The sequence below is a fragment of the Staphylococcus shinii genome (genome assembly GCF_017583065.1).
Taxonomy (GTDB): Bacteria; Bacillota; Bacilli; order Staphylococcales; family Staphylococcaceae; genus Staphylococcus; species Staphylococcus shinii.
The window spans coordinates 356,072-377,489 of the sequence record NZ_JAGEVL010000005.1 but is presented as its reverse complement, the minus strand read 5'-3'; the positions used below and the strand labels follow the sequence as shown (position 1 = coordinate 377,489).

Sequence of the window (21,418 nt, the reverse complement as noted above, 5' to 3'; positions counted from 1 at the left end):
ATGAGTTTACAAACACTTATTAAAAATGAATTAGAACCTTATTTAATAGAAATTGACGAAGGTTCATACTACCCTAGAACATTTATTCAAAATTTATTTAAAGAAGGCTATTTCAAAGAAGATGACTTAACTAACAATTTAGAAGTGATCGAAGAAGTATCTAAATCATGCCTTACTACAGGGTTTTGTTTATGGTGTCAATTAGCATTTTCAACTTACTTGCAAAATGCTAAACAACCTCATTTTAATCAAGATTTACAACAGGCACTACTTAGTGGAAAAGTATTAGGTGCAACAGGGTTATCTAATCCCATGAAATCATTTAATGATTTAGAATCATTTAATTTAAATCATTATTACAAAGAGAATCAATTATTCGTGAAAGGTAAATTACCTGCAGTGAGTAATATAGGGCCAGACCACTATTTTGGCGCTATATCAAAAGCTGAAAACGGTGACGAATTAGTCATGTTTATTGTACATGCAAACCAAGACGGCGTTACTTTAGAGGAAAAATCAAATTTCTTAGGCGTTAATGGCTCAGCTACTTTTAAAATCGAACTAAACGATGTACTTATTCCAAAGAATCAAATTATCACTCATGATGCAAAATCATTTGCCGCTGATATCCGTCCTCAATTCGTTGCACTGCAAGTACCAATAGCATTAGGTTCTATTCGTGCTTCACTTGATTTGATACATCAATTTTCCGATGCACAAAACGGTATAAATAAATACTTAGAATACGATATTGATGATTTCGAATTACGTTTACAACAAATCAAAACAGACTTTTATCATTTAATCCAACGCAAAACTTTACAACATGATTTTGCTGAACTCATCAACTTAAAAAAACAAGCTGGCTACTTATTATTAGAAGTGAACCAAGCTTCTATGGTGAACGGTGGATCTAGAGCTTATTCACCCAAAGCGCCACAAGCACGTAAATTAAAAGAAGGTTTCTTCTTCGCTGCGTTAACACCCACTTTAAGACATATAGGTAAATTGGAAGAAGAAATCAACACTAAGCATATTACTTCAAAGTAATACATTTTTTCTTTATCGTTTGTACAATCAACTTTTCAAGTCAAAAAACCTCAACCATTTTTATGATTGAGGTTTTTATTTATGCTAAATCATTGTTTTAATTTGCTATTTATCCTATGAACCATTCAATTGCACGTTTTACTGCCTTGTCCCAATAAGCATAATCGTGCTTACCAGGTCCATCTTCAAATTGGTAAGATACATTTTGTGCATCCAAATATGCTATAAATTGTTTATTATCTTCGTAGAGTTGATCTTCTGTTCCACACATAATAAGTAACTCTGGTATTACCTTGCTTTCAGCTATTGCTTTATCTACTAAATAATATGGATCAAGTTCTGTATCCTGTGTCATTTTATCTACACCTGCAATTGCTTGGCCTGAAAAGTCATTCCAATCAATGTCTATAAAGGTTTGTGCATTAAATACAGATGATAATGGACAAGCTTTAGCAAAACGATGACCTTGTGTTAAGGCATATTTTATCGTTCCATATCCTCCCATAGAATGCCCTGCAATAAAGTTATCCTCTCTCTTCTGTGATAACGGTAAGATTTGATGTGCATAGTCTAATACTTCTAACACATAGTCAAAGTATTTATGACCAAATTTCATATTACTATAACCACTATGGTCAGCGTTAGGCATAATAACTGCAATTTGATGGTCATTAGCATAACGCTCAATACTTGTATAGCGCATATAAGATGTTTCATCACTTGATAAGCCGTGTAACAATAACATTGTCTTTAATTGTTTAGGCTCTACGTCCGTATTAAAATAACTAACATCTTCAGGTAAAATAGCTATAAATTGGTGATTCATACCAATAGTTTTGGATTTGTAATTTATCGTTAACAACGCCATATTATTTCACTACTTTCTTTACTGATTAATACCCTGAGGTCTATGTTTTTGTTTCTTCTGTGTTCTATTTGTAGGGTCTAATCGTTTTTCTAATAACCTTAATACAATATCTATTAAAATTGCAATTAATGCAATTGGTATCGCACCAGCTAAAATAAATGTAGTTCCATCTGTAGCATTTGTTCCACGGATTACAATATCACCTAAGGTCGGTGCACCAATAAATGACCCAACAGCGACAACTCCAATAGCTACAACAAGAGCAATTCTTAGTCCTCCTAAAATAACAGATAAAGCTAATGGTAACTCTATCATGCGTAAGACTTGATTACGTGTCATACCCATACCTTTACCGGCATCTTTAATATTTTCATCTACGCCTACAATACCTGTAAAAGTATTTTTAATAATCGGTAATAAAGCGTATAAGAATACTGTTACTACTACTGTCGTCGGTCCTAGACCCATAACTAACATCAAAATGGCAAGCATCGCTATAACGGGTACGGTTTGTATAATATTAGCAATTGTAATAATCGTCCATGAGAGTTTCTTATATCTAGCTATAACAATGCCAAGTGGGATACCCACAATAGCTGCAAATAGCACGCCATACACTGACATAAGTAAATGCTTAATAAATAAATCCCAAAGGTAGCCAAAGTTTACTGAATAATATTCGATTAATTGCTGTAATAGATTACCCTCCATTATTTTTGACCACCCTTCTTCTCATCTTCAAAATAGTTATGTTTTTTCAAGAAGTTTTCTGCAACAACTGCAGGCTCTTTCCCTTTACCATCAGCCTGATAATTAAGATCTTGCATTTCACTTGTTGAAATCTTATTCTCTAACTTATTAATAATCGGTTTTAACTCAGGGTATTTATCTAATAATTCATTTGTTACTACCGAACTAGCTGCATAAGGTGGGAAAAAATGTCTATCATCTTTCAACACTTTTAAATCGTATGCTGCAATTCGACCATCTGTGGAATATCCTACTGCCACGTCAAGATTTTTAGAATTCAAGGCATCATATACTAAACCAATTTGCATCGGTCTAACAGTATTAAATTTAAAACCATATTCTTTAGTAAACCCTGGATAGCCATCGCCTTTACGATTTAACCATGAGCTATCGACGCCTAGTTTTAATTCATCACTATGTGCTTTCAAATCAGACACTGTTTCTAAATTATATTTTTCAGCTGTCTCTTTTGTAACCATAAACGCATATGTATTTGCAAAACCATATGAGTTAAAGAATGTTTGATTAAATTTCTTTTGGAAACCTTCTTGAGTAGCTTTCATTGCTTTCTCTGGATCTTTAATGGGATCTTCATTCAATGCGCCTGTTAAATCTGTACCATTGTAACGGGCACCCGACATATTTGCATCACCGTTTACAAGAGCGTTATGCTGAATCGTGCTTGAACCTAAGTTATTTATTAATGTTGGTTTAATTTTCCCATCAGTATCATGTTCTATTAAAAGTCTCAGCATATGAGACATAATTTGTGATTCACTCGTCGCAAGTGCTGTAATCTTGACTTCGTTGTCTGAGCTATTTCCACCTAAACCGGGTAAACTACATCCAGACAACACCGTCAGACACAGTACAAGCGCGATACAATACTGTTTCAATCTTTTCATAATGTCCTCCTTAATTTATCTGGATACTTTTAACCCTTTTGGTACTGCCCATTTTTCAACTAATGATAGTAATAGATCTACAATTAATGCTAATGCTGTTACAAGCACTGCAGCACTTACAATCATCAATGGATCATATAAGTTTAATCCGTTAAATACAAAGTCACCTAAACCGCCCGCACCGACATAACTGGCAAGCGTCGCCCAACTAATTACATAAACAGATGATAATCGAATACCACCTAAAATCAACGGTAAGGCTAATGGCAATTCCACATCTTTCATTAATTGAAAACGAGTCATGCCCATACTTATTGCCGCTTCTTTAATATTACTATCGATATTTTTAACACCTAAAACAGTATTATTTAATATTGGTAAAAGTACATAGATAAATAAAGCTATGATTGCTGGTAATTTTCCCACGCCAAAAATTGGTATCATGACCGCAAGTACAGCTAATGTAGGAATCGTTTGTAATACACCAGCAACTGTAAGCACAATATTTGAAGTTCTTTTCATCTTGGATAGAATTATTCCTAAAGGCACAGCTACTACAATGGCAATCAACAAAGCGATCATTGAGATATAAAAGTGTTCTACTGTTTTAGAAATCAGTTGACCACCATATTGCTCTATGAATTGTTTCATTATATATCAGCTCCTACATTATCGGGCTCTACAATTGCAGCTTCAGTAGCGCTAACATCCTCATCTAATTCTCCCCAAATACTGTCATAAACGATATCTACTAAGTTGGCTCTCGTAACTAATCCAATCAATGTTTTACCATCACTATCCACTACTGGCACATTTCTTACATTTCTCTTAAGGATTGTACGAACAGAGTCTTGTAATTTACTATCTATTCGTACTCTATAAATATCACGTTGCATCATATCAATAAGATCCTTATGCGTTCTTAAACCTTGATTGATATCTTCAATATCTAAGTAACCTAATAATCGGCTATTGTTACCTACTACAAAAATAGTATCGACACGACGTGCTCTCATAATTTCTACTGCTTCATTCAATGTACTATCCGCATGTACTGTAACTGGTTTAATCATCGCATCTTTAACCGTACGCATGTTAGGTCTATCTTGTATCAATCTATTTTGACCAATAAAGTCACGTACAAAGTCATTTGCTGGATGTCGTAAAATATTGTCAGGTGTGTCATATTGGATCACACGACCTTCTGACATAATACAAATTTTGTCGGCTAGCTTAATCGCCTCATCCATATCATGTGTGACAAAGATAAATGTTTTACCTAATTTTTGTTGTAACTCTTTAACTAAATCTTGTAATGTATCTCTAGTAATTGGATCTAACGCCCCAAAAGGCTCATCCATCAGAATAACATCCTGTTCAGCAGCTAATGCTCGAACAACACCAATACGCTGTTGTTGACCACCAGAAAGTTGTGAAGGATATCTATCTAAAAATTCTTCAGGCAAGTCGACTAATTTAATTAATTCTTTCGCCTTTTTTTCTTTCTTTTCTTGTGACCATTTTAATAATTTAGGCACTAAAACAATATTTTCTCTAATAGTCATATGTGGCATCAATCCGATTTGTTGAATAACGTAGCCAATTTTTCTACGCAATTCTACTGGATTCATCTTACGGACATCTTTGCCATTAATTGTAATTTGGCCATCAGTTGCTTCTATCATTCTATTTATCATTCTTAAGGCAGTTGTCTTACCGCTACCACTTGTACCAATAAATGCTATAAATTCACCAGATTCAACCTCTAATGAAATATTATCTACAGCTTTTTTACCACCGCCATAGACTTTAGATAAGTTTTTAATACTTAACATGGGTCAATTCCTTTCTATGTATATATTCAATTTCAACTAATCCCTAATAAATTCAGGGCTACTTGTGGATGTTATACATATCCTAAAATAAGTAAAAACATGAGCACATATAGCCCTAATTTGTTTATGTTTTGCTAAATACATATAAATAGTCGTTTTTGCTTAAATTTTTATCAGCCTATATATAACAAGATACATCAATTAATAAAATTAAACAATTTATAATGATGAATTTTGTTTATCAATACATTCAAAAAACCTTTTATTGAATAGTTTAAAATTTATTAATAAAATTTATTTTCGTTTAATTCCAATATGATGCCCAAGTTCTTTAGGTTGATGTTGAATTAATGCAATATCTGCATAAAGTTCAACTGATTTTCTAATAGTTTCTGGAAATGGCTTCGGTTTATTATATTCAGTATCAATACCCATTAGCATCACTTCATATGTCGCGCACCTATCATTTTGCTCATTAGTTAATGTCATAAATACATGTAAGCGTTTCGTATCAAAATCAAATAATTCAATTGTAACAGTAATTGACTCATTTACTTTTATTTCTTTTAAATACATCACGTGATTTTCAAGTGTAAATATTGTATATTGCAATTGTTCGATTGCTTGTAAATCTAACCCTAAAGTAGCTAACCACCCGTCTGTTGCATCGCTGAATACGCGGTTATACTCAGCGTCATTCATATGGCCATTATGATCCACCCAAGTTTTTTTTACTGTTGTCGTATATTCAAATAATGATTGAGTCATATTAATACACCGACTGATTATTGCTTTTTTTCATTGAAGGTGTGTCTTCTGGCCAATATGTTTCTGCAAGTTGCTTCACTTTAACTAAGAATTCATTGCGTTTTTGGTCAAGTTCTGACATCGTTTGGCCTTGTGATGAAGATTCACATCCATTGACGACTTCATCATAAAGTTCTTGGGTTAATTCAGGAGCTAATAACTTAGTCCAAGGTTTTTTCAATGCAGGACCAAATTGTTTTAACATATGACGCATACCGCCCTCACCACCAGCTAAATGGAACGTCATAAACGGGCCATATTGCGCATAACGTAATCCAGCTGCGTGGGTAAACGCTTTATCTACTTCTTCTGTAGTAGCGATGTCATCATTAACAATATGCAACGCTTCTCTCCATAACGCCTCCATCAATCTGTCCGCCACATGTCCTTCAATTTCATGTCTCACATGCAGTACATCCATACCAATACTTTCGTAAATTGTTTCAGCTTTTACTGTTATTTCTTCTGTAGTTAGTTTACCAGGAACAATTTCAACTAAGGGCAAAATATAAACTGGATGAAATGGATGCGCTACCACTAATCTTTCTGGATGTTGTAAATTCTTTTGTAATTCTGAGGGCATGATACCTGATGTACTAGAACCTATTGTAGCATCAGGTTTTGCATAGAAATCTATCTCAGTTAATACTTGATCCTTTAATGATTCAATTTCTGGAACATTTTCTTGAATGTGATCTGCATCTTTAACTGCTTCTTCTAAATGAGGGGTGAACGTTAAATTTTCTAAAGATGCATTTTCTGCTAAGCCAAGTTGTTCAGCATATGGCCAATTTTGTTTCACTTGTTTCAACATACTTTCAAATGCATTTTCACTCGGATCTGTCGCTATGACTTCATGTCCATGTGCTAATATTCTTGTAATCCAACCGCTACCGATTACACCTGTACCTACAACTGCAAACTTCATTTTGTACCTCCTTGTGGCGATCTAAGCTTATACTTTTCACGCGCCTCTGCCGGTGTCATCGGCTCAATATCTAAATCTTTGAGTATTTCTACTGCTTTTTCAACAAGTTGTTCGTTAGATGCTTTTACACCTTTTGCTAAATATAAATTGTCCTCTAAACCAACACGAACGTTACCACCACGTTTTGCTGCTTCCTCTACTGTTGGAAATTGCATCCTTCCAATACCAAATGCTGACCAATCTGCATTTTCAGGTATACGTGTTTTAAAATATTCGATGGTTTCTGGATCATTTTCAGCGCCCCATGGAATACCTAAACAGAATTGAAATAGCGGTGTACCTTCAATAAGTCCTTCATTTATCAATTGTTTTGCAAAAGAAATATGGCCACTATCAAAGCACTCTAATTCTGGTTTAACACCTACATCCTTGACCAATTGAGCTTGTTTTCTTAACCAATCTGCAGGGCTCAAATAAATAGCGTCGCCCATATTGACACTACCACAATCTAATGTACACATTTCAGGTAATAATGTGCCAACTGGTTCATGTCTCTCATCAGGGGTTTGCATATCAGATCCTTTCTCTGCTGTATATGGATCTTCAAGGCTTGGAATGAAATCTCCACCTCCACCTGACGTAATATTAATAATGATATCTTCATCTGCTGCTCTAATTAGCCTTACTGCTTCCCTAAAAAACTCCACATTATGACTAATCCCTCCTGTTTTTGGATCTCTCGCATGAATATGTGCTACAGTAGCACCAGCCTTTGCGCATTTAATTGCAGAATCAGCAATTTCTTGTGGCGTCACAGGGACATGCTTATTTTTATCTACAGTATCTCCAGCACCTGTCAATGCTGCTGTTAGCATAACTTTTTTCATTGATATAAACCTCCAAGAGCGTTTTTAATACATCGGTTAGTGTACCAACTGGACGGTTTAGTTTCAAGCCTTTAAAGATTTAAAAAAAGGAATAATCAACTTTAAATTGTCGATTATTCCTTTAGTAACAGTATTTACCGTAGTTTATTCATTTTATTATTTTTTTATAAATTACATAGACTAAAAAATAATTTAGTCGTTTTTATCACTTTGAGTATATTCCGTCAATCTGTCCAACACTTTTTCTCTCATCGATTCATCTAAATTATCTAAACCAAAAATTTCTGATAACCACAATCCATCAACTGCCAACCTAATTATAGTGGCGTCTACTTTATCTAGCCCATCATTTTCAATATTATGTTGCCACTCTTTATATGTGTCTTGTAATGGTAATAGTAAATTACTGTTTATGCCTTGGGCAGCAAGCATGCCAGATGTAATCGAACCATTTTCAGCACGATGTTCACGAGTTGCTTCAATAAAGGCACGAACCCATTTACCGTTCTCGTTATTATCTTTTTCTACATATTCATTAACATTGTTACGATATAGTTCGTCTGCATGGTCAACGAGCCCTTGTATTAACGCAAATTTGTTTTGAAAATGGTACAATAAGCCTCCTTTACTGACACCAGCTCTTTTAGCAACAGCATCTAACGTTAAATATTCACTACCTTGTTCATCAACGATAGCTGCAGCTGCCTGTAATAATTGTATCTGTTTGGAAACTCTTGGCATTCATACACCTTCTTTCTCAATGTACTATCTGACCTGTTGTCTCGTAGTATTTTATATTCGAGCAAACTATATACGATAAACGCTAAAGTTGCAACTCTATCTTTCTATAACTTCTAAATTAAAGACATAGGTATATTATCATAATTTCTAATATAGTTTACTTTATGTACACTGCCACGGCATGCATGATTATAGGAATAATTAAAAGCAGGGACAGTAATTTTAAGCCCCAGCCTAAACGCTTTATTCATTTTAAAAATTATTTATCATTCATGCCTTTACCATTTAAAATATGATCTATATATTTCAATACGCGATTTTCACGTGTGGAAGTTCTTTTAGCCTGTGCTATATGATACATATATTGTCTTTGTCTACCAGGAGTCAATTGATTAAACGCTTCTTCAAGTTCTGGTATTTCATCTAATTTTGCTTGTAATTCTACTGGCATTTCGTAGTCTTCTGTTTCTTTCATAGGTACTTTTTTTCCTGATTTTTCTATTCTTATAGCTTCTTCAATATACCATTTAATTTCTTCTCTACGACGCTCTATTTCTTCTAAACTCTCAAAACGTAATTGTCTAGCTGCTTGTACATTTTTAGTTTGTTGAATCAATGTTTGATAAGGATCTTCCATAATAGCACCTTTTTCAAACAACAACGCACAATAATGTTTGAAGTCTTGTACAATCACTATGTTTTTATTCTCTAGTGTATAACAAGGATGCATCCATTTGTAATCTTCAACTAATTCAGTTTCTCTAATAATTTCACGCATCAATTTAAACTCGTCTTGCCACTGTTTTAATCTATCAATAAATGCATCTACTTTTATATGATTTTGTTGATTTGGCATAACACTTGCACCTCATTATAATTTTTATTTATTTTTATTCTACTATAAAATGCTCTATTTTATCTATTTGGAATCTTTTTCATCATAAAACCTAAGTTTTCCGATTGATACACTATGAATTAAACGAGAATTATGTTATGATTTTTTTATTATTTTTACAATTACATAATATATAGAGGTGATTGAATGCAACAAGCAACAAATTTAAAAAAAGTGTTAGGTCTCACAGATGTTTTAGGAATTGCTATTGGGCAAATTATCGGGGCAGGTGTCATGTCACTAACTGGTATTGGTATACAGATGACAGGCAGTGGTATAACACCTGCGTTTATTTTATCCGCTGTTATAACGTTATTGACTATGTTTCCAATTGCTATATTAGGTTCTACACTACCTACTACTGGAGGTATGTACCAATATACTAGCCGTTTACTGACCCCTAAAACTGGTATATTTTGGCTAATGTTGTTTATGTTTTTACAAATTACCCTATCCTTATATGCACTGTCATTTGCGCAATATTTAGAAGGGCTTTTTCCTGGCGTACCTGTTAGAACTGTCGCCTTCTTATTGTTGACTATTTTATTCATCGTGAATATCGTCGGCGTTAAGTCAGCATCTATTATAGGAAATTTGATGGTCATTACCTTAATTGTAGCCCTTTCTTGTTTCATCATCTTTGGTATGCCACACGTTAACTTTGGCGTATTTAATTCAAAATCAATGTTCCCAGATGGATTTACAGGTTTCTTTACTGCTGTTGGTCTAGTTTCTTTTGCCACTGGCGGAGCACAAGTGGTTGCTGAATTAGGTGGAGAAATGAAAAATCCTAAAAGAGATATACCAATTGTTATTATTGTAGCCACTATTTTTGTTGGTCTATTATATGCCTTTATTGCGTCAATTGCAGTTGGAGTTTTACCGATACCTGAAGTTGCAGGTAGACCTTTAACAAGCGTAGCAAAAGAAGTACTGCCTACGCCCATTTTTATTTTCTTTATGATTGGTGGCGCGATGTTTGCTTTAGCTACAACGCTTAATTCGACTTTTACGTGGGTAACTAAAAGTTTGTTAATCGCAATTCATGACGGCTATTTGCCTAAAGTCTTAGGTCGTGTGAACAAGCAATTTGGCACACCACATTGGCTTTTACTTATTTTTTATATTATAGGTGCGCTACCTATCATTACAGGTATGTCTTTAAATGTTGTTGCACAGTTAGGTACTGGTATATCATTAATTGTATTTGCATTTCCTGCATTAGCTGTAACACAGTTACCTAAAAAATACCCTGAAGCTTATAAACAATCACCCTTTAAAGTACCCTATCCATTACTAGTTGTTATCGCAATCACTGCTATAATTATTTTACTTTATCAGTCTTATTTATTAATATCAGACTTAAAAGTAGGTTATATGATAGGCACATTAATTTATATCTTAATTTCAGCTGCTATTGCACAATTTTCGAATAGCAAAGCAAATTTAAATATAGATAATATACGTTTAAATACAACACACATTTCAGAAAAAATAAATTAATAAATGACCTCTCTATTAGGAAGCAGAACAGGGATCAAATTTTACTATAATGATTCTTAATCTGCTTCCTTTATTTCTGTTTATACGTTTAAAAACATATATTTTGCTACGGTACTTTTGTTTTACTTATTATTTAATATAAGTAAATTAATATGAAATAATACAATAATCATTACTTAACAATATTCAATTTTGGTACAATTAAATATAATCATTTTAATTAATCAGATGATAATCAGTATTTTTGTAAGCGCTTTAACTTAAGGGGGAAGTAAAATGCAACAAGAAAGTATTTGGTTAACAATTGTGGGCCTAGTGATTATTATTTCCATTGTAGGCTTATTAATTGCGCAACGCATTAGTCCAGTAGTTGGTATGATTTTAATACCGAGTATTGGGGCGTTACTTTTAGGTTATAATATTGGGGATTTAGTAAAATTTTTCAATAGTGGCTTAGACCAAGTTATAAATGTCGTTATTATGTTTATATTTGCTATTATATTTTTTGGCATAATGAGTGATAGTGGTTTATTTAAACCACTTGTAAAAAAATTAATACTACTCACTAGAGGTAACGTCATAGTAGTCTGTATCGTTACTGCTTTAATAGGTATCTTCGCACAACTTGATGGTGCTGGGGCAACAACATTTTTATTATCTATTCCTGCATTGTTACCACTTTATAAAGCCTTAAATATGAATCGCTATTTATTATTATTACTATTGGCTTTAAGCGCTGCTATTATGAACATGGTGCCCTGGGGTGGTCCTATGGCGCGTACGGCTTCAGTATTAAATGTTAAAAACGTCAATGAACTTTGGTACGGTATTATACCTGTTCAATTAATCGGTTTTGCACTTGTACTGATTTTTGCAGCTTATTTAGGGCTTAGAGAGAAAGCGAGAATTAACAAAGCTATAAATAAAGGTGAAGTTAGAGATACACAACATATAGATATTCATAAAATTGTAGATAATTACGAAAAAGATCAAGCAGTAAAATTCCCAGTACGTGGAACTGCAGTATCTAAACCATGGATTAATTGGGTTAATGGATTACTTACGATTATTATTATCGTCGTGATGTTAGCTAATATCGCACCGCCAGAATTTGCCTTTATGATAGGTGTTGCTATCGCGTTAGTAATTAATTTCCCAAACGTAGATGAACAAATGAGTCGATTAAAAGCACACGCACCCAATGCATTAATGATGGCCGCCGTAATTTTAGCGGCAGGAATGTTTTTAGGAGTGTTAAACGAAACAGGTATGCTAGAAGCAATAGCTTTAAACTTTATAGCTATTATTCCAGACGCAGTTGGCCCATATTTACATATTATTGTAGGTATCTTTGGTGTACCGCTTGATTTACTTACGAGTACAGATGCTTATTATTTTGCTGTACTTCCAATAGTTGAACAAACTGCTAGTCAATTTGGTGTCCCTGCTATATCTACCGCATACGCAATGATAATTGGTAATATTATTGGAACCTTTGTTAGTCCTTTCTCGCCAGCCTTATGGTTAGCTATCGGTCTTGCAGAGGCGAATATGGGAACATATATAAAATATGCCTTTTTCTGGATATGGGGATTCGCTATTATCATGTTGATTATCGCTGTATTAATCGGCGTAGTAGCAATCTAAGTTATGAATATAAATTGAACTTTTGAACTTAAAATGGGGACAGCTACCCGATACCAAGTTTTACTTGATATGTCGGAAGCTGTCCCCATTATTTATATATAAAATATTTGCTTTATGCTAAGTAAGTTTCACATGTTATCATATAACATTACGCTTGAACTTTGTTATATTTCGCCACGTTTTTTAAACTAATGATTAATATAAAGGCTAATAAGGCAATCGCGGCACTAAAGTAAGTTGTTGCAAAAACGTCTACTTTTGAAACAACTAAGCCACCTACAATCCCACCTATACCAATTCCTGCGTTTAAACTAGACATGTTCCAACTCATAACTTGGCTCGTATCGCCCTCTACATGTTCAATGATACCACTTTGTACAGCTGGATTTGTGCTCCACTGCATGATATTCCAAATAAAGATAACCATCAATAATAGACCTGTGCCCGGTAAGAAGACATTTAAGATTAACATCATAATAATAAAAATAGTTGTCGCAATCGTTAACCAACGTTTACTTGTGAGTTTATCTGATAAGAACCCACCCATTGATGTACCTATTACGCCTGCTACACCATTAATCAACAATGCGATAGACACAAATGATAAATCATGGCCACTTTTCAGCATCAACGGATTAATATAAATAAATGTCACTGAATTGGCAACGAGTAGTAAAAACGTTATACTCAAATATTTTACAATTTCTGCCGGTCTTAATATTTTAGAATAACTACTTGCACGTTGCGTTGTTTCTGTACCTGTTTTAGGTGTTTGAAATTGCGGTTGTGGTACGTAGAAGTACATTAGTATACCGACTAGCACGCTGACTGCGACAATAAATAAGAATGTATATCTCCATCCTACTAAGTCACCTATAATTGTCCCAATAGGTACACCAAATACATTAGCACCACTAAAACCTGAATAAACAATACCAATCATTTTCCCACGATGCTGTGGAGCTGTTAATAAAGCCGTTAATGCTAATATTTTCACCACGATTAACGCTGCCGCAGCTGATGATAATATACGTCCAAATACTAAGATTGAAAAATTAGGCGCCATAGCAATTATTACATTCCCTATAATAAAAGTTAGTAACGCCCATAACAAGACTGGCCTCGGTGAAAAGCGATTAGTTAATTTTACTAAGATTGGACCTGCTATAGCAAAAGTGATCGCATACAGTGTCACTAACTGACCTACTATCGCTTCTGAGACATGTAAATCATTACTCATTAGATTCATAATCCCAGCAACCATCATTTCAACCATACCTACAATAAATATACTTAAAATGAATGTTGCGATTCTCATCACTGACATAGATTCACTCCTCTCTTTTATAAATTTTTATTTTTACATAACCATTATATTATAAACCATACGTCAATACGTTTGAACATTTTAAAATGATAGTAGTTGTATGGTGTTATGATGGTTATTTGTCTTTGAAACACTTAAATTCAACAATTTCTAGAGATACACTCAAAAAATACCAACAAAACACGTAGCTTTGTTGGTACTGCGACTCAATTATAAACCGAATATATACCACTATAATTTACATGAGTCACTAAATATCCGCAAATATTTTAAATATGAAGTTAAATAAGTCATCATAACTCGATTACATATTATCTATCTTCCGTATGTAGATGACGCCCAATCAGTTGATCTCGATGATTAAAGAATTGTTTATAGCTTAAGTATGTCGCAATTAAAGCTGACATAATCGTCGCAGTTGTATGGATAAATACAACCATTAACTGAAACTTCACTGCTTCTAATGGTGCAACGCCACCTAATATCAATCCTGTCATCATACCAGGTATAGAGACGATACCATATGTTTTTACAGAATCAATCGTCGGTACAATCGCTGTTTTAATGCTGTTCCTAATTGTTGCCTTAGAGGACAATTTAGGGTTTGCACCTAAAGCTAATTTAGCTTCGATTTGACTCATTTCTTTTACAAATTCTTTATCTAAATTTTGATAAGCCAAGTTGATGGCTATCAAACCATTACTTCCCAACATACCTGCAATCGGTATAACTTCATTGGGTTTGAACTGTATCGCACCAGTCAGGATTACTCCAACTAATGGCAAGGCAACACCAACGAATATAGCTATAAATGAAATCCAAAACACATGATGCATTACTGGTGATGCCCTACTTATTGTATTCCAAGAAGCGTTTACAATAATTATCAATACAAATGTAAGCAGTAACCACTTTTGATTCACTCCAAAAATAAAATGTAAGAGATATCCCAAAATAACAAGTTGTACTACTGCACGTAATGTAGCAATTAATAAATCTTTAATTATATGTAATTTTTCTTTATAAGAGACAATGATAGGGAATAGTAACAGAAGACCGGTTAATGCTAACGCAGTTGTACTCATGATAAATCATCCTCCTGCTCAATTCGACCTTCAACGATTTTAATCCTTTTCTTGAAATGCCTACTACTTTGTTCATTACTATGTGTAATCCACAAAATTGAGACTCCTTCTTTGGCCATATTAAAAATTAGTTTTTCAATTTTTTCACTATTTTGCTTATCTAGTGCACTAGTCGCTTCATCTAACAACAACATCTGTGGTTTGTACATCAACTGTCTTGCTATTGTTATTCTCTGTCTTTCACCACCGGATAAATGATCTACTCTTGTATTAAAATTGTAATGGCCCAAACCAACTGTCTTCAATAAATATTTTGCTCTTTTACGGTCAAATTTCTCATTGCGTACTTCTGCTGGAAAAGCTAAATTTTCTCCTATAGTTCTATCAAACAAGTCGCTTTCTTGTAACAAATAACTAATTTTCATACGCAATGTTTCTGGGCTAATTTGCTCATAAGGCTTACCATTCAAATAGATTTCCCCTTCTGTAGGACTGATTAAATTATTAATCAAACGCATTAGTGTACTTTTCCCACTCCCTGAAGGGCCTACAATCGCAATGGTTTCTCCTTGTTCAATTTTCAAAGAAATATTGTTGATGATGTCACGTTTATCAACATGATATGAAACATTTTTCAGTTCTAACATGCTACAGCCTCCCTAAGATTTGCTTTATTCATCATTATTCCCTAACACATGATATAAATAACCAATTTCTAAGAAAATATAACTTAACACTACCTGATTAAAAGTTATTTTAAAATAACAATCGTTATAAATGATATAAAATTATTTAAACTATGCAGCGTGATAGAAACGGCCAAATTCATGCCACTTTTTAGATAAACAAAGGCAAGACTGGCACCAATTATAATATAACTTCCTATTTCAAAAGGAGACGTGGCTCCCATAACATGTATACATGCAAAAAGGATTATTGATAGAACCGTAGCAAAACCATAGGTTATTTTTTTACCTAATTCATGAATTATTAAATGCCTAAATATTAATTCTTCAATAAAAGACGTTAAAATGACTATATCTATAAATAATAGCGGTAACATCCAATTATTATCAAACAACTCTTCTAATAACATTTGATTTTGAGTCTCGCCATATTGAAGTGATTTAGGCAAAAAATCCGTCGCCCATTCATACCCAGTAATTAATACAATTGAAACGATATAAGTAGCCAAAATCATTAATAAATATTGTTTACTTTTCTTAAAACGATTCATCGCAATCGGTACTAATCGATGCTTCTTATGGATTAAATAAAAACTTAGCAAAATAATAATTTCAGAGATTACGGTACTTACAATCCTATAATCATTGTCTGCAACTGCATTTTTAATATTAAATAAAAAAGAAACGCCAAATATTACAGCTAAGACAATTAAAGGTACAACTTGATTGAATAGTATATAAAAAGGAATAAGCCAGAAATCTCTTTTCATAATATGCTTACTCTGCCATTTGTTTTTTTCTTGTAATTGCTTCGTGCTTTTTAACATTGATTCCTCATCCATAAGACACCTTCCTTTATATTTATATATTGCAAATATATCATGATTCAAATCACTTATATATATTTTATAAATTTTTCTATATCATTTCATTGTTTAGAACTTTAATATTAAGTGGCTTTTTCATTAGCTATTTTATTGTAAAATGATCATTTTGTTGTAACATATAGTTATATGGGGGGATGTTTTATGACAATATTAACCGTACTACAGTTTATTGTTAATATAATCATTGTTTTATTTTTATTAAGTGGTCTTATTGTAGGTGCACTATTACTATTTAAAGATAAACGCCAAAAACAACATAGCGTATTACGTAATTATCCTTTATTAGCTAGAATACGTTATTTTGGTGAGAAAATAGGGCCTGAATTACGTCAATATCTCTTTTTGGCTGATACTAAAGGTAAACCTTTTTCTAGAAATGATTTCACTAATATCGTTTTAGCAGGCAAATATAATTCCAGAATGACAAGTTTTGGTACTCAACGCGATTATGAAGATGGTTTTTATATTCAAAATACTATGTTTCCATTACAATCCTCAGAATTACACATCGATCAATCACCTATGATATCTTCTTTTATTTATCAAATAGATAATGAACGTCTATTTGATCGTGACGAGCATAGAATAAAAACAGAAATCGACCCTTACTATTTATCAGACGATAATCAAATTATACTCGGACCAGAGCTTGAACAACCTTTCAAACTAAAACGATTAGTCGGACAATCTGGTATGAGTTACGGGGCATTAGGCAGTCATGCTATTACTGCCCTTTCTAAAGGTTTGGGACAAGCTGGTACATGGATGAATACAGGTGAAGGTGGACTATCAAAACACCATCTTTCTGGTGATGTAGATATTATTTTCCAAATCGGGCCTGGTCTATTCGGAGTCCGTGATAAACAAGGTGATTTTGATATAGACGCCTTTACACATTTATCACGACAATCAAGAATTAAAGCTTTTGAAATCAAACTAGCTCAAGGCGCTAAAACAAGGGGCGGCCATATGCAAGGAAACAAAGTTACTGAAGAAATTGCAAAAATTCGTAAAGTTGAGCCATGGAAAACTATAAATTCACCTAATCGTTTTGATCAAATCGATAATCCGGTTGCATTACTTTCTTGGGTACATCAATTACAACAACTTGGTCAAAAACCTGTTGGCTTTAAAATAGTAATTAGCAAGGTCTCAGAGGTAGAAGACCTAGTGCGCTCAATGGTTGATACACACCAATATCCAAACTTTATAACAATAGATGGTGGAGAAGGAGGAACTGGTGCAACTTTCCAAGAGTTAGAAGATGGCGTAGGTTTACCTCTTTTCACAGCACTGCCTATACTTACTTCTTTACTTGAAAAGTACGGCATTCGAGATCGCATCAAAATTTTTGCTTCAGGCAAATTAATCACACCAGATAAGATTGCGATTGCACTTGGTCTAGGTGCAGATTTAATCAACATAGCTCGTGGCATGATGATTAGTGTAGGTTGTATTATGAGTCAACAATGTCATATGAACACTTGTCCAGTAGGCGTTGCCACTACTGACCCAAAAAGAGAAAAAGGCCTAATTATTGATGAGAAAAAATATCGTGTCACAAATTTTGTAACAAGTTTGCATGAAGGTTTATTTAATATCGCAGCTGCAGTTGGTGTGGAATCACCGACACAAATTACTAAAGAGCATATTATTATTAAAAATAAAGATGGTAGTATTCAATCTATCCAAGACTATAAATTAAAATTGATAGAACATGTATAGAAAATAAAAACACTATGACAATCGTTTCGAATTGTTTGTCATAGTGTTTTTATTTATTTGCTTAATTGGGTTATTTTGTCCGTAATCAATGCCTCTATTTCACTCTGTTCATCTTTTAATGGGTTAAACTCAAATTGAACTTCATTAATAAATACAGTTGGGATGCCTTTAATACCACGCTCAAATGTTTCTTCATTAATTGCTAGTGAACGTTCATCTGCTTCTTTGTTAGGTGTTAAATTAAGTGTTTGAGTCATTTTATCTTCAATTGCAGTAAAGCTCTTTTTCCATTCATCTTGTGTATCGTATAAATCACGTATAATTTCTATCGTTTCATCAACTTTTTGATAATTTAAATGAATATTTGCAACCGTCCCTTTTAATAAGGCTTGCTTAGTTTTATCAAAATGTTTGACCACATGTTGCACTTTACCTGCCTCAATAAATGGTTTGAGTGCCTTGTCTGCAGCTCTAAAATAGTTCTTACAATATGGACATGCAAAATTAATAAAAGATTCGACTTGAATTGGCGCTTCATTTGAACCTAATGTAAGATGATTAACTTTTGTCATTTTAACCCCTCCAATTTATCTATTATATTTATTGAAACATGATTCCTGATTTATTGCACATTTTTAATCTTAGTAAATTAGTAAGATTTATTTTTAGATTTATGCAGTTCTTATCAATTTTTATTTAAATCAAATGACTATATGGTATTAATCTTAAAATGGTAAAATATATCTATAAATCAAACTTGGGAGGGTTAATATGAATCAATCAGTAGAACTATTAAAATCTTTAACTGATGTCGATGGCATCGCAGGTCATGAAATGAAAGTGAAAGCTTTAATGCATGATTATTTAAAACCTGTTAGTGATGAAATTGTAGAAGATAACCTTGGTGGTATTTTTGGTAAAAAATCCGCAATAAATGGTAACAAAATATTAATGGTTGCTGGGCATTTAGATGAGATTGGTTTCATCGTTACTAAAATTGATAATGATGGATTTTTAAAATTCACTCCAATCGGCGGTTGGTGGAATCAAGTCATGTTGTCACAAAAAGTTACTGTTACAACAGACAAAGGTAAGAAAATCAGAGGAATTATCGGTTCTAAACCACCTCATGTACTATCACCTGAAGAGCGTAAAAAAACAATTGATATGAAAGAAATGTTTATCGATATCGGCGTTAAAAGTAAAAAAGAAGCCGAGCAATTCGGTATAGAAATTGGAAATATGATTACACCGTATAGTGAATTTGAAACATTAGCGAACAACAAATATTTAACTGCAAAAGCTTTTGATAATCGCTACGGATGCGCGCTTGCCGTTGATGTTTTACAACAATTAAAAAATGATGCTATCGATATTAATTTAGTGGCTGGCGCAAATGTACAAGAAGAAGTTGGTTTACGCGGGGCAAAAGTTGCTGCTAATAAAATCAAACCAGACTTAGCAATCGCTGTTGACGTTGCAATTGCATACGATACACCCGGCATGTCTGGGCAAGTTAGTGATACAGCTATTGGCAACGGACCTGTTGTCATTATCATGGATGCTTCTAATATTGGACACATCGGCTTTACCAAACATATTAAAGAAATAGCTAAGAAACATAACATTTCTATTCAATTAGATACTACAGCTGGTGGCGGTACTGATGCTGGTAGCATACACGTTGCGAATGAAGGTATACCAACTGTTTCCATTGGTGTCGCATTACGTTATATGCATTCAAACGTGTCAGTACTACACACTGATGATTATAAAAATTCAGTCGCACTTGTGACTGAAATTGTTAAATCTTTAAATGATGACGTTGTAGAAGAAATTATTTGGTAATATTTCTACACACTACGCTAAAAGATATAATACAATCAACACATACAAAACCTAGAGTGTGAATTTAAGCTACTGCCATTAATAAAGCGAGGCTGGGACAAATTAATTGTCTTAGCCTCGCTTCTTGATATAATTATTTTGTTTCTTATTAAAAATTGCTTGTTTTATTTAGTCGTGTTTTTCCAACTATCATCACTTAACATTTCACCAGGCCATGTATAAGCCATTACACCGCCATCAATGGTAATCGTTTCACCAGTAATAAACGAACTATCGTCTGATGCTAAGAATGCAACAAGTTTCCCAATTTCTTCAGGAGTTCCTAATCTGCCTAATGGAGTGACCCATTTTTGATTTTCTCTAAATGCTTTACCAGATTCTTCTTCAGCAGTACCAGTCAATTTATCAACAAGCGGCGTTTCAATAGTACCTGGTGCAATCGCATTAGCTCTAATATTTTCACGTCCATATTCTATCGCAGTTGAACGTGTAAAATTAATCACACCACCTTTTGCAGCATTATATCCAGAACGATTTAAGTCTGCAGCTAAACCTGAGAATGACGAAGTGTTAATAATAGAACCACCTTCATCCATCATTAATGGTAAGAAAAACTTAGTCATTAAAAAGGTACCTCTAAGATCGACTCCCATTATTTTATCGAAGACTTCTACAGGATATTCATGTATCCTACCAGCAGCATTATCAACACCTGCATTATTGAAGAGTACATCGATTGTTGAAAATTTTTCTTTAATAGCTTCTGCAAATCGTTCTACTGCATGTTCATCTGAAACATCAACAGTGTAACCTGAAGCTTTATATCCCGCATTATTAATTTCTTTAACCGTATCATGTACTTTTTCCGAGATATCTACTGCTATGACATGAGCACCTTCTTTAGCTAAAACATGCGCGGTAGCTGCACCAATACCTGTGCTCACTCCTGTTAATACAGCTACTTTATCTTCTAATCTTCCCATTATTACTCACGACTCCTTTTTAAAATACACTTTATTTTTTAACGTATCTCAATTATGTACT

At 33.6% G+C, this 21,418-nt stretch carries 21 protein-coding genes; 5 read left to right on the top strand and 16 right to left on the bottom strand.

The window, feature by feature from the left end; genetic code table 11:
- On the top strand, nt 1-1,050 hold the full coding sequence (locus J5E45_RS08250; RefSeq protein WP_208181997.1) for an acyl-CoA dehydrogenase family protein: 1,050 nt from the start codon (nt 1-3) through the stop codon (nt 1,048-1,050).
- Nucleotides 1,051-1,159: 109 nt separating this feature from the next.
- On the opposite strand, the gene J5E45_RS08245 is transcribed toward J5E45_RS08250, so the two are convergent.
- The 10 genes from J5E45_RS08245 to J5E45_RS08200 all read right to left on the bottom strand — a co-directional run bounded on the left by J5E45_RS08245 (nt 1,160) and on the right by J5E45_RS08200 (nt 9,627).
- A complete protein-coding gene (locus J5E45_RS08245; protein ID WP_069792308.1) occupies nt 1,160-1,918 on the bottom strand; it encodes an alpha/beta hydrolase in 759 nt (252 codons plus the stop codon).
- A gap of 18 nt (nt 1,919-1,936) precedes the next feature.
- Complete coding sequence (locus J5E45_RS08240) at nt 1,937-2,629, bottom strand: ABC transporter permease (RefSeq protein WP_069792307.1); 693 nt, start codon at nt 2,627-2,629, stop codon at nt 1,937-1,939.
- Nucleotides 2,629-3,573, bottom strand: coding sequence for an osmoprotectant ABC transporter substrate-binding protein (locus J5E45_RS08235; protein WP_039067358.1), 945 nt, complete (start codon nt 3,571-3,573; stop codon nt 2,629-2,631). Before J5E45_RS08235 ends, J5E45_RS08240 begins: the two co-directional genes overlap by 1 nt.
- 15 nt (nt 3,574-3,588) lie before the next feature.
- The gene (locus J5E45_RS08230) at nt 3,589-4,224 is read right to left on the bottom strand and encodes an ABC transporter permease (protein WP_017722793.1); all 636 of its coding nucleotides are present in this window, start codon (nt 4,222-4,224) and stop codon (nt 3,589-3,591) included.
- Nucleotides 4,224-5,408, bottom strand: coding sequence for a betaine/proline/choline family ABC transporter ATP-binding protein (locus J5E45_RS08225; RefSeq protein WP_039067360.1), 1,185 nt, complete (start codon nt 5,406-5,408; stop codon nt 4,224-4,226). The genes J5E45_RS08230 and J5E45_RS08225 overlap by 1 nt, the downstream gene beginning before the upstream one ends.
- Nucleotides 5,409-5,702: 294 nt before the next feature.
- Nucleotides 5,703-6,176 carry a thioesterase family protein gene (locus J5E45_RS08220; RefSeq protein WP_039067362.1) on the bottom strand — a complete coding sequence of 158 codons (474 nt, stop codon included), beginning with the start codon at nt 6,174-6,176 and terminating at the stop codon, nt 5,703-5,705.
- Nucleotide 6,177: 1 nt separating this feature from the next.
- The gene (locus tag J5E45_RS08215; protein WP_208181995.1) at nt 6,178-7,143 is read right to left on the bottom strand and encodes a 3-hydroxyacyl-CoA dehydrogenase NAD-binding domain-containing protein; all 966 of its coding nucleotides are present in this window, start codon (nt 7,141-7,143) and stop codon (nt 6,178-6,180) included.
- Nucleotides 7,140-8,030 carry a beta-keto acid cleavage family enzyme gene (locus J5E45_RS08210; protein WP_039067366.1) on the bottom strand — a complete coding sequence of 297 codons (891 nt, stop codon included), beginning with the start codon at nt 8,028-8,030 and terminating at the stop codon, nt 7,140-7,142. Before J5E45_RS08210 ends, J5E45_RS08215 begins: the two co-directional genes overlap by 4 nt.
- 192 nt (nt 8,031-8,222) lie before the next feature.
- Entirely contained in the window at nt 8,223-8,771 is a 549-nt protein-coding gene (locus J5E45_RS08205; protein WP_208181994.1) for a TetR/AcrR family transcriptional regulator, read from the bottom strand.
- Nucleotides 8,772-9,030: 259 nt separating this feature from the next.
- Nucleotides 9,031-9,627, bottom strand: coding sequence for a YdeI/OmpD-associated family protein (locus J5E45_RS08200; RefSeq protein WP_101049899.1), 597 nt, complete (start codon nt 9,625-9,627; stop codon nt 9,031-9,033).
- A 186-nt stretch (nt 9,628-9,813) separates the two neighbouring features.
- Here J5E45_RS08200 and J5E45_RS08195 point away from each other — a divergent pair, with 186 nt between their 5' ends.
- Both J5E45_RS08195 and J5E45_RS08190 read left to right on the top strand, forming a co-directional pair.
- Nucleotides 9,814-11,169 carry an APC family permease gene (locus J5E45_RS08195; protein WP_107549141.1) on the top strand — a complete coding sequence of 452 codons (1,356 nt, stop codon included), beginning with the start codon at nt 9,814-9,816 and terminating at the stop codon, nt 11,167-11,169.
- Between the two features lie 276 nt (nt 11,170-11,445).
- The gene (locus J5E45_RS08190) at nt 11,446-12,816 is read left to right on the top strand and encodes a CitMHS family transporter (RefSeq protein ID WP_107549708.1); all 1,371 of its coding nucleotides are present in this window, start codon (nt 11,446-11,448) and stop codon (nt 12,814-12,816) included.
- A 148-nt stretch (nt 12,817-12,964) separates the two neighbouring features.
- Here the strand turns inward: J5E45_RS08190 and J5E45_RS08185 are convergent, their stop codons facing one another.
- The 4 genes from J5E45_RS08185 to J5E45_RS08170 all read right to left on the bottom strand — a co-directional run bounded on the left by J5E45_RS08185 (nt 12,965) and on the right by J5E45_RS08170 (nt 16,756).
- A complete protein-coding gene (locus J5E45_RS08185) occupies nt 12,965-14,143 on the bottom strand; it encodes an MFS transporter (RefSeq protein WP_069792299.1) in 1,179 nt (392 codons plus the stop codon).
- Nucleotides 14,144-14,454: 311 nt separating this feature from the next.
- Nucleotides 14,455-15,228: an ABC transporter permease gene (locus J5E45_RS08180; RefSeq protein ID WP_039067375.1), complete on the bottom strand. Its 774-nt coding sequence runs from the start codon at nt 15,226-15,228 to the stop codon at nt 14,455-14,457.
- Entirely contained in the window at nt 15,225-15,875 is a 651-nt protein-coding gene (locus tag J5E45_RS08175) for an ABC transporter ATP-binding protein (protein WP_039067376.1), read from the bottom strand. The genes J5E45_RS08180 and J5E45_RS08175 overlap by 4 nt, the downstream gene beginning before the upstream one ends.
- A gap of 104 nt (nt 15,876-15,979) precedes the next feature.
- Nucleotides 15,980-16,756, bottom strand: coding sequence for a CPBP family intramembrane glutamic endopeptidase (locus tag J5E45_RS08170; RefSeq protein WP_208181993.1), 777 nt, complete (start codon nt 16,754-16,756; stop codon nt 15,980-15,982).
- A 186-nt stretch (nt 16,757-16,942) separates the two neighbouring features.
- On the opposite strand from J5E45_RS08170, the gene J5E45_RS08165 reads away from it, so the two are divergent.
- Nucleotides 16,943-18,526, top strand: coding sequence for an FMN-binding glutamate synthase family protein (locus J5E45_RS08165; protein ID WP_039067379.1), 1,584 nt, complete (start codon nt 16,943-16,945; stop codon nt 18,524-18,526).
- Between the two features lie 53 nt (nt 18,527-18,579).
- On the opposite strand, the gene J5E45_RS08160 is transcribed toward J5E45_RS08165, so the two are convergent.
- Nucleotides 18,580-19,098, bottom strand: a complete 519-nt coding sequence (locus J5E45_RS08160; RefSeq protein WP_039067381.1) for a thioredoxin domain-containing protein — start codon at nt 19,096-19,098, stop codon at nt 18,580-18,582.
- 199 nt (nt 19,099-19,297) lie between these two features.
- Between J5E45_RS08160 and J5E45_RS08155 the strand changes: the two genes are divergently transcribed.
- Entirely contained in the window at nt 19,298-20,374 is a 1,077-nt protein-coding gene (locus tag J5E45_RS08155) for a M42 family metallopeptidase (RefSeq protein WP_069792296.1), read from the top strand.
- A 164-nt stretch (nt 20,375-20,538) separates the two neighbouring features.
- Here J5E45_RS08155 and J5E45_RS08150 read toward each other — a convergent pair whose 3' ends face one another.
- Nucleotides 20,539-21,357, bottom strand: coding sequence for an SDR family oxidoreductase (locus tag J5E45_RS08150; protein WP_039067383.1), 819 nt, complete (start codon nt 21,355-21,357; stop codon nt 20,539-20,541).
- Between the last annotated feature and the right edge of the window lie 61 nt (nt 21,358-21,418).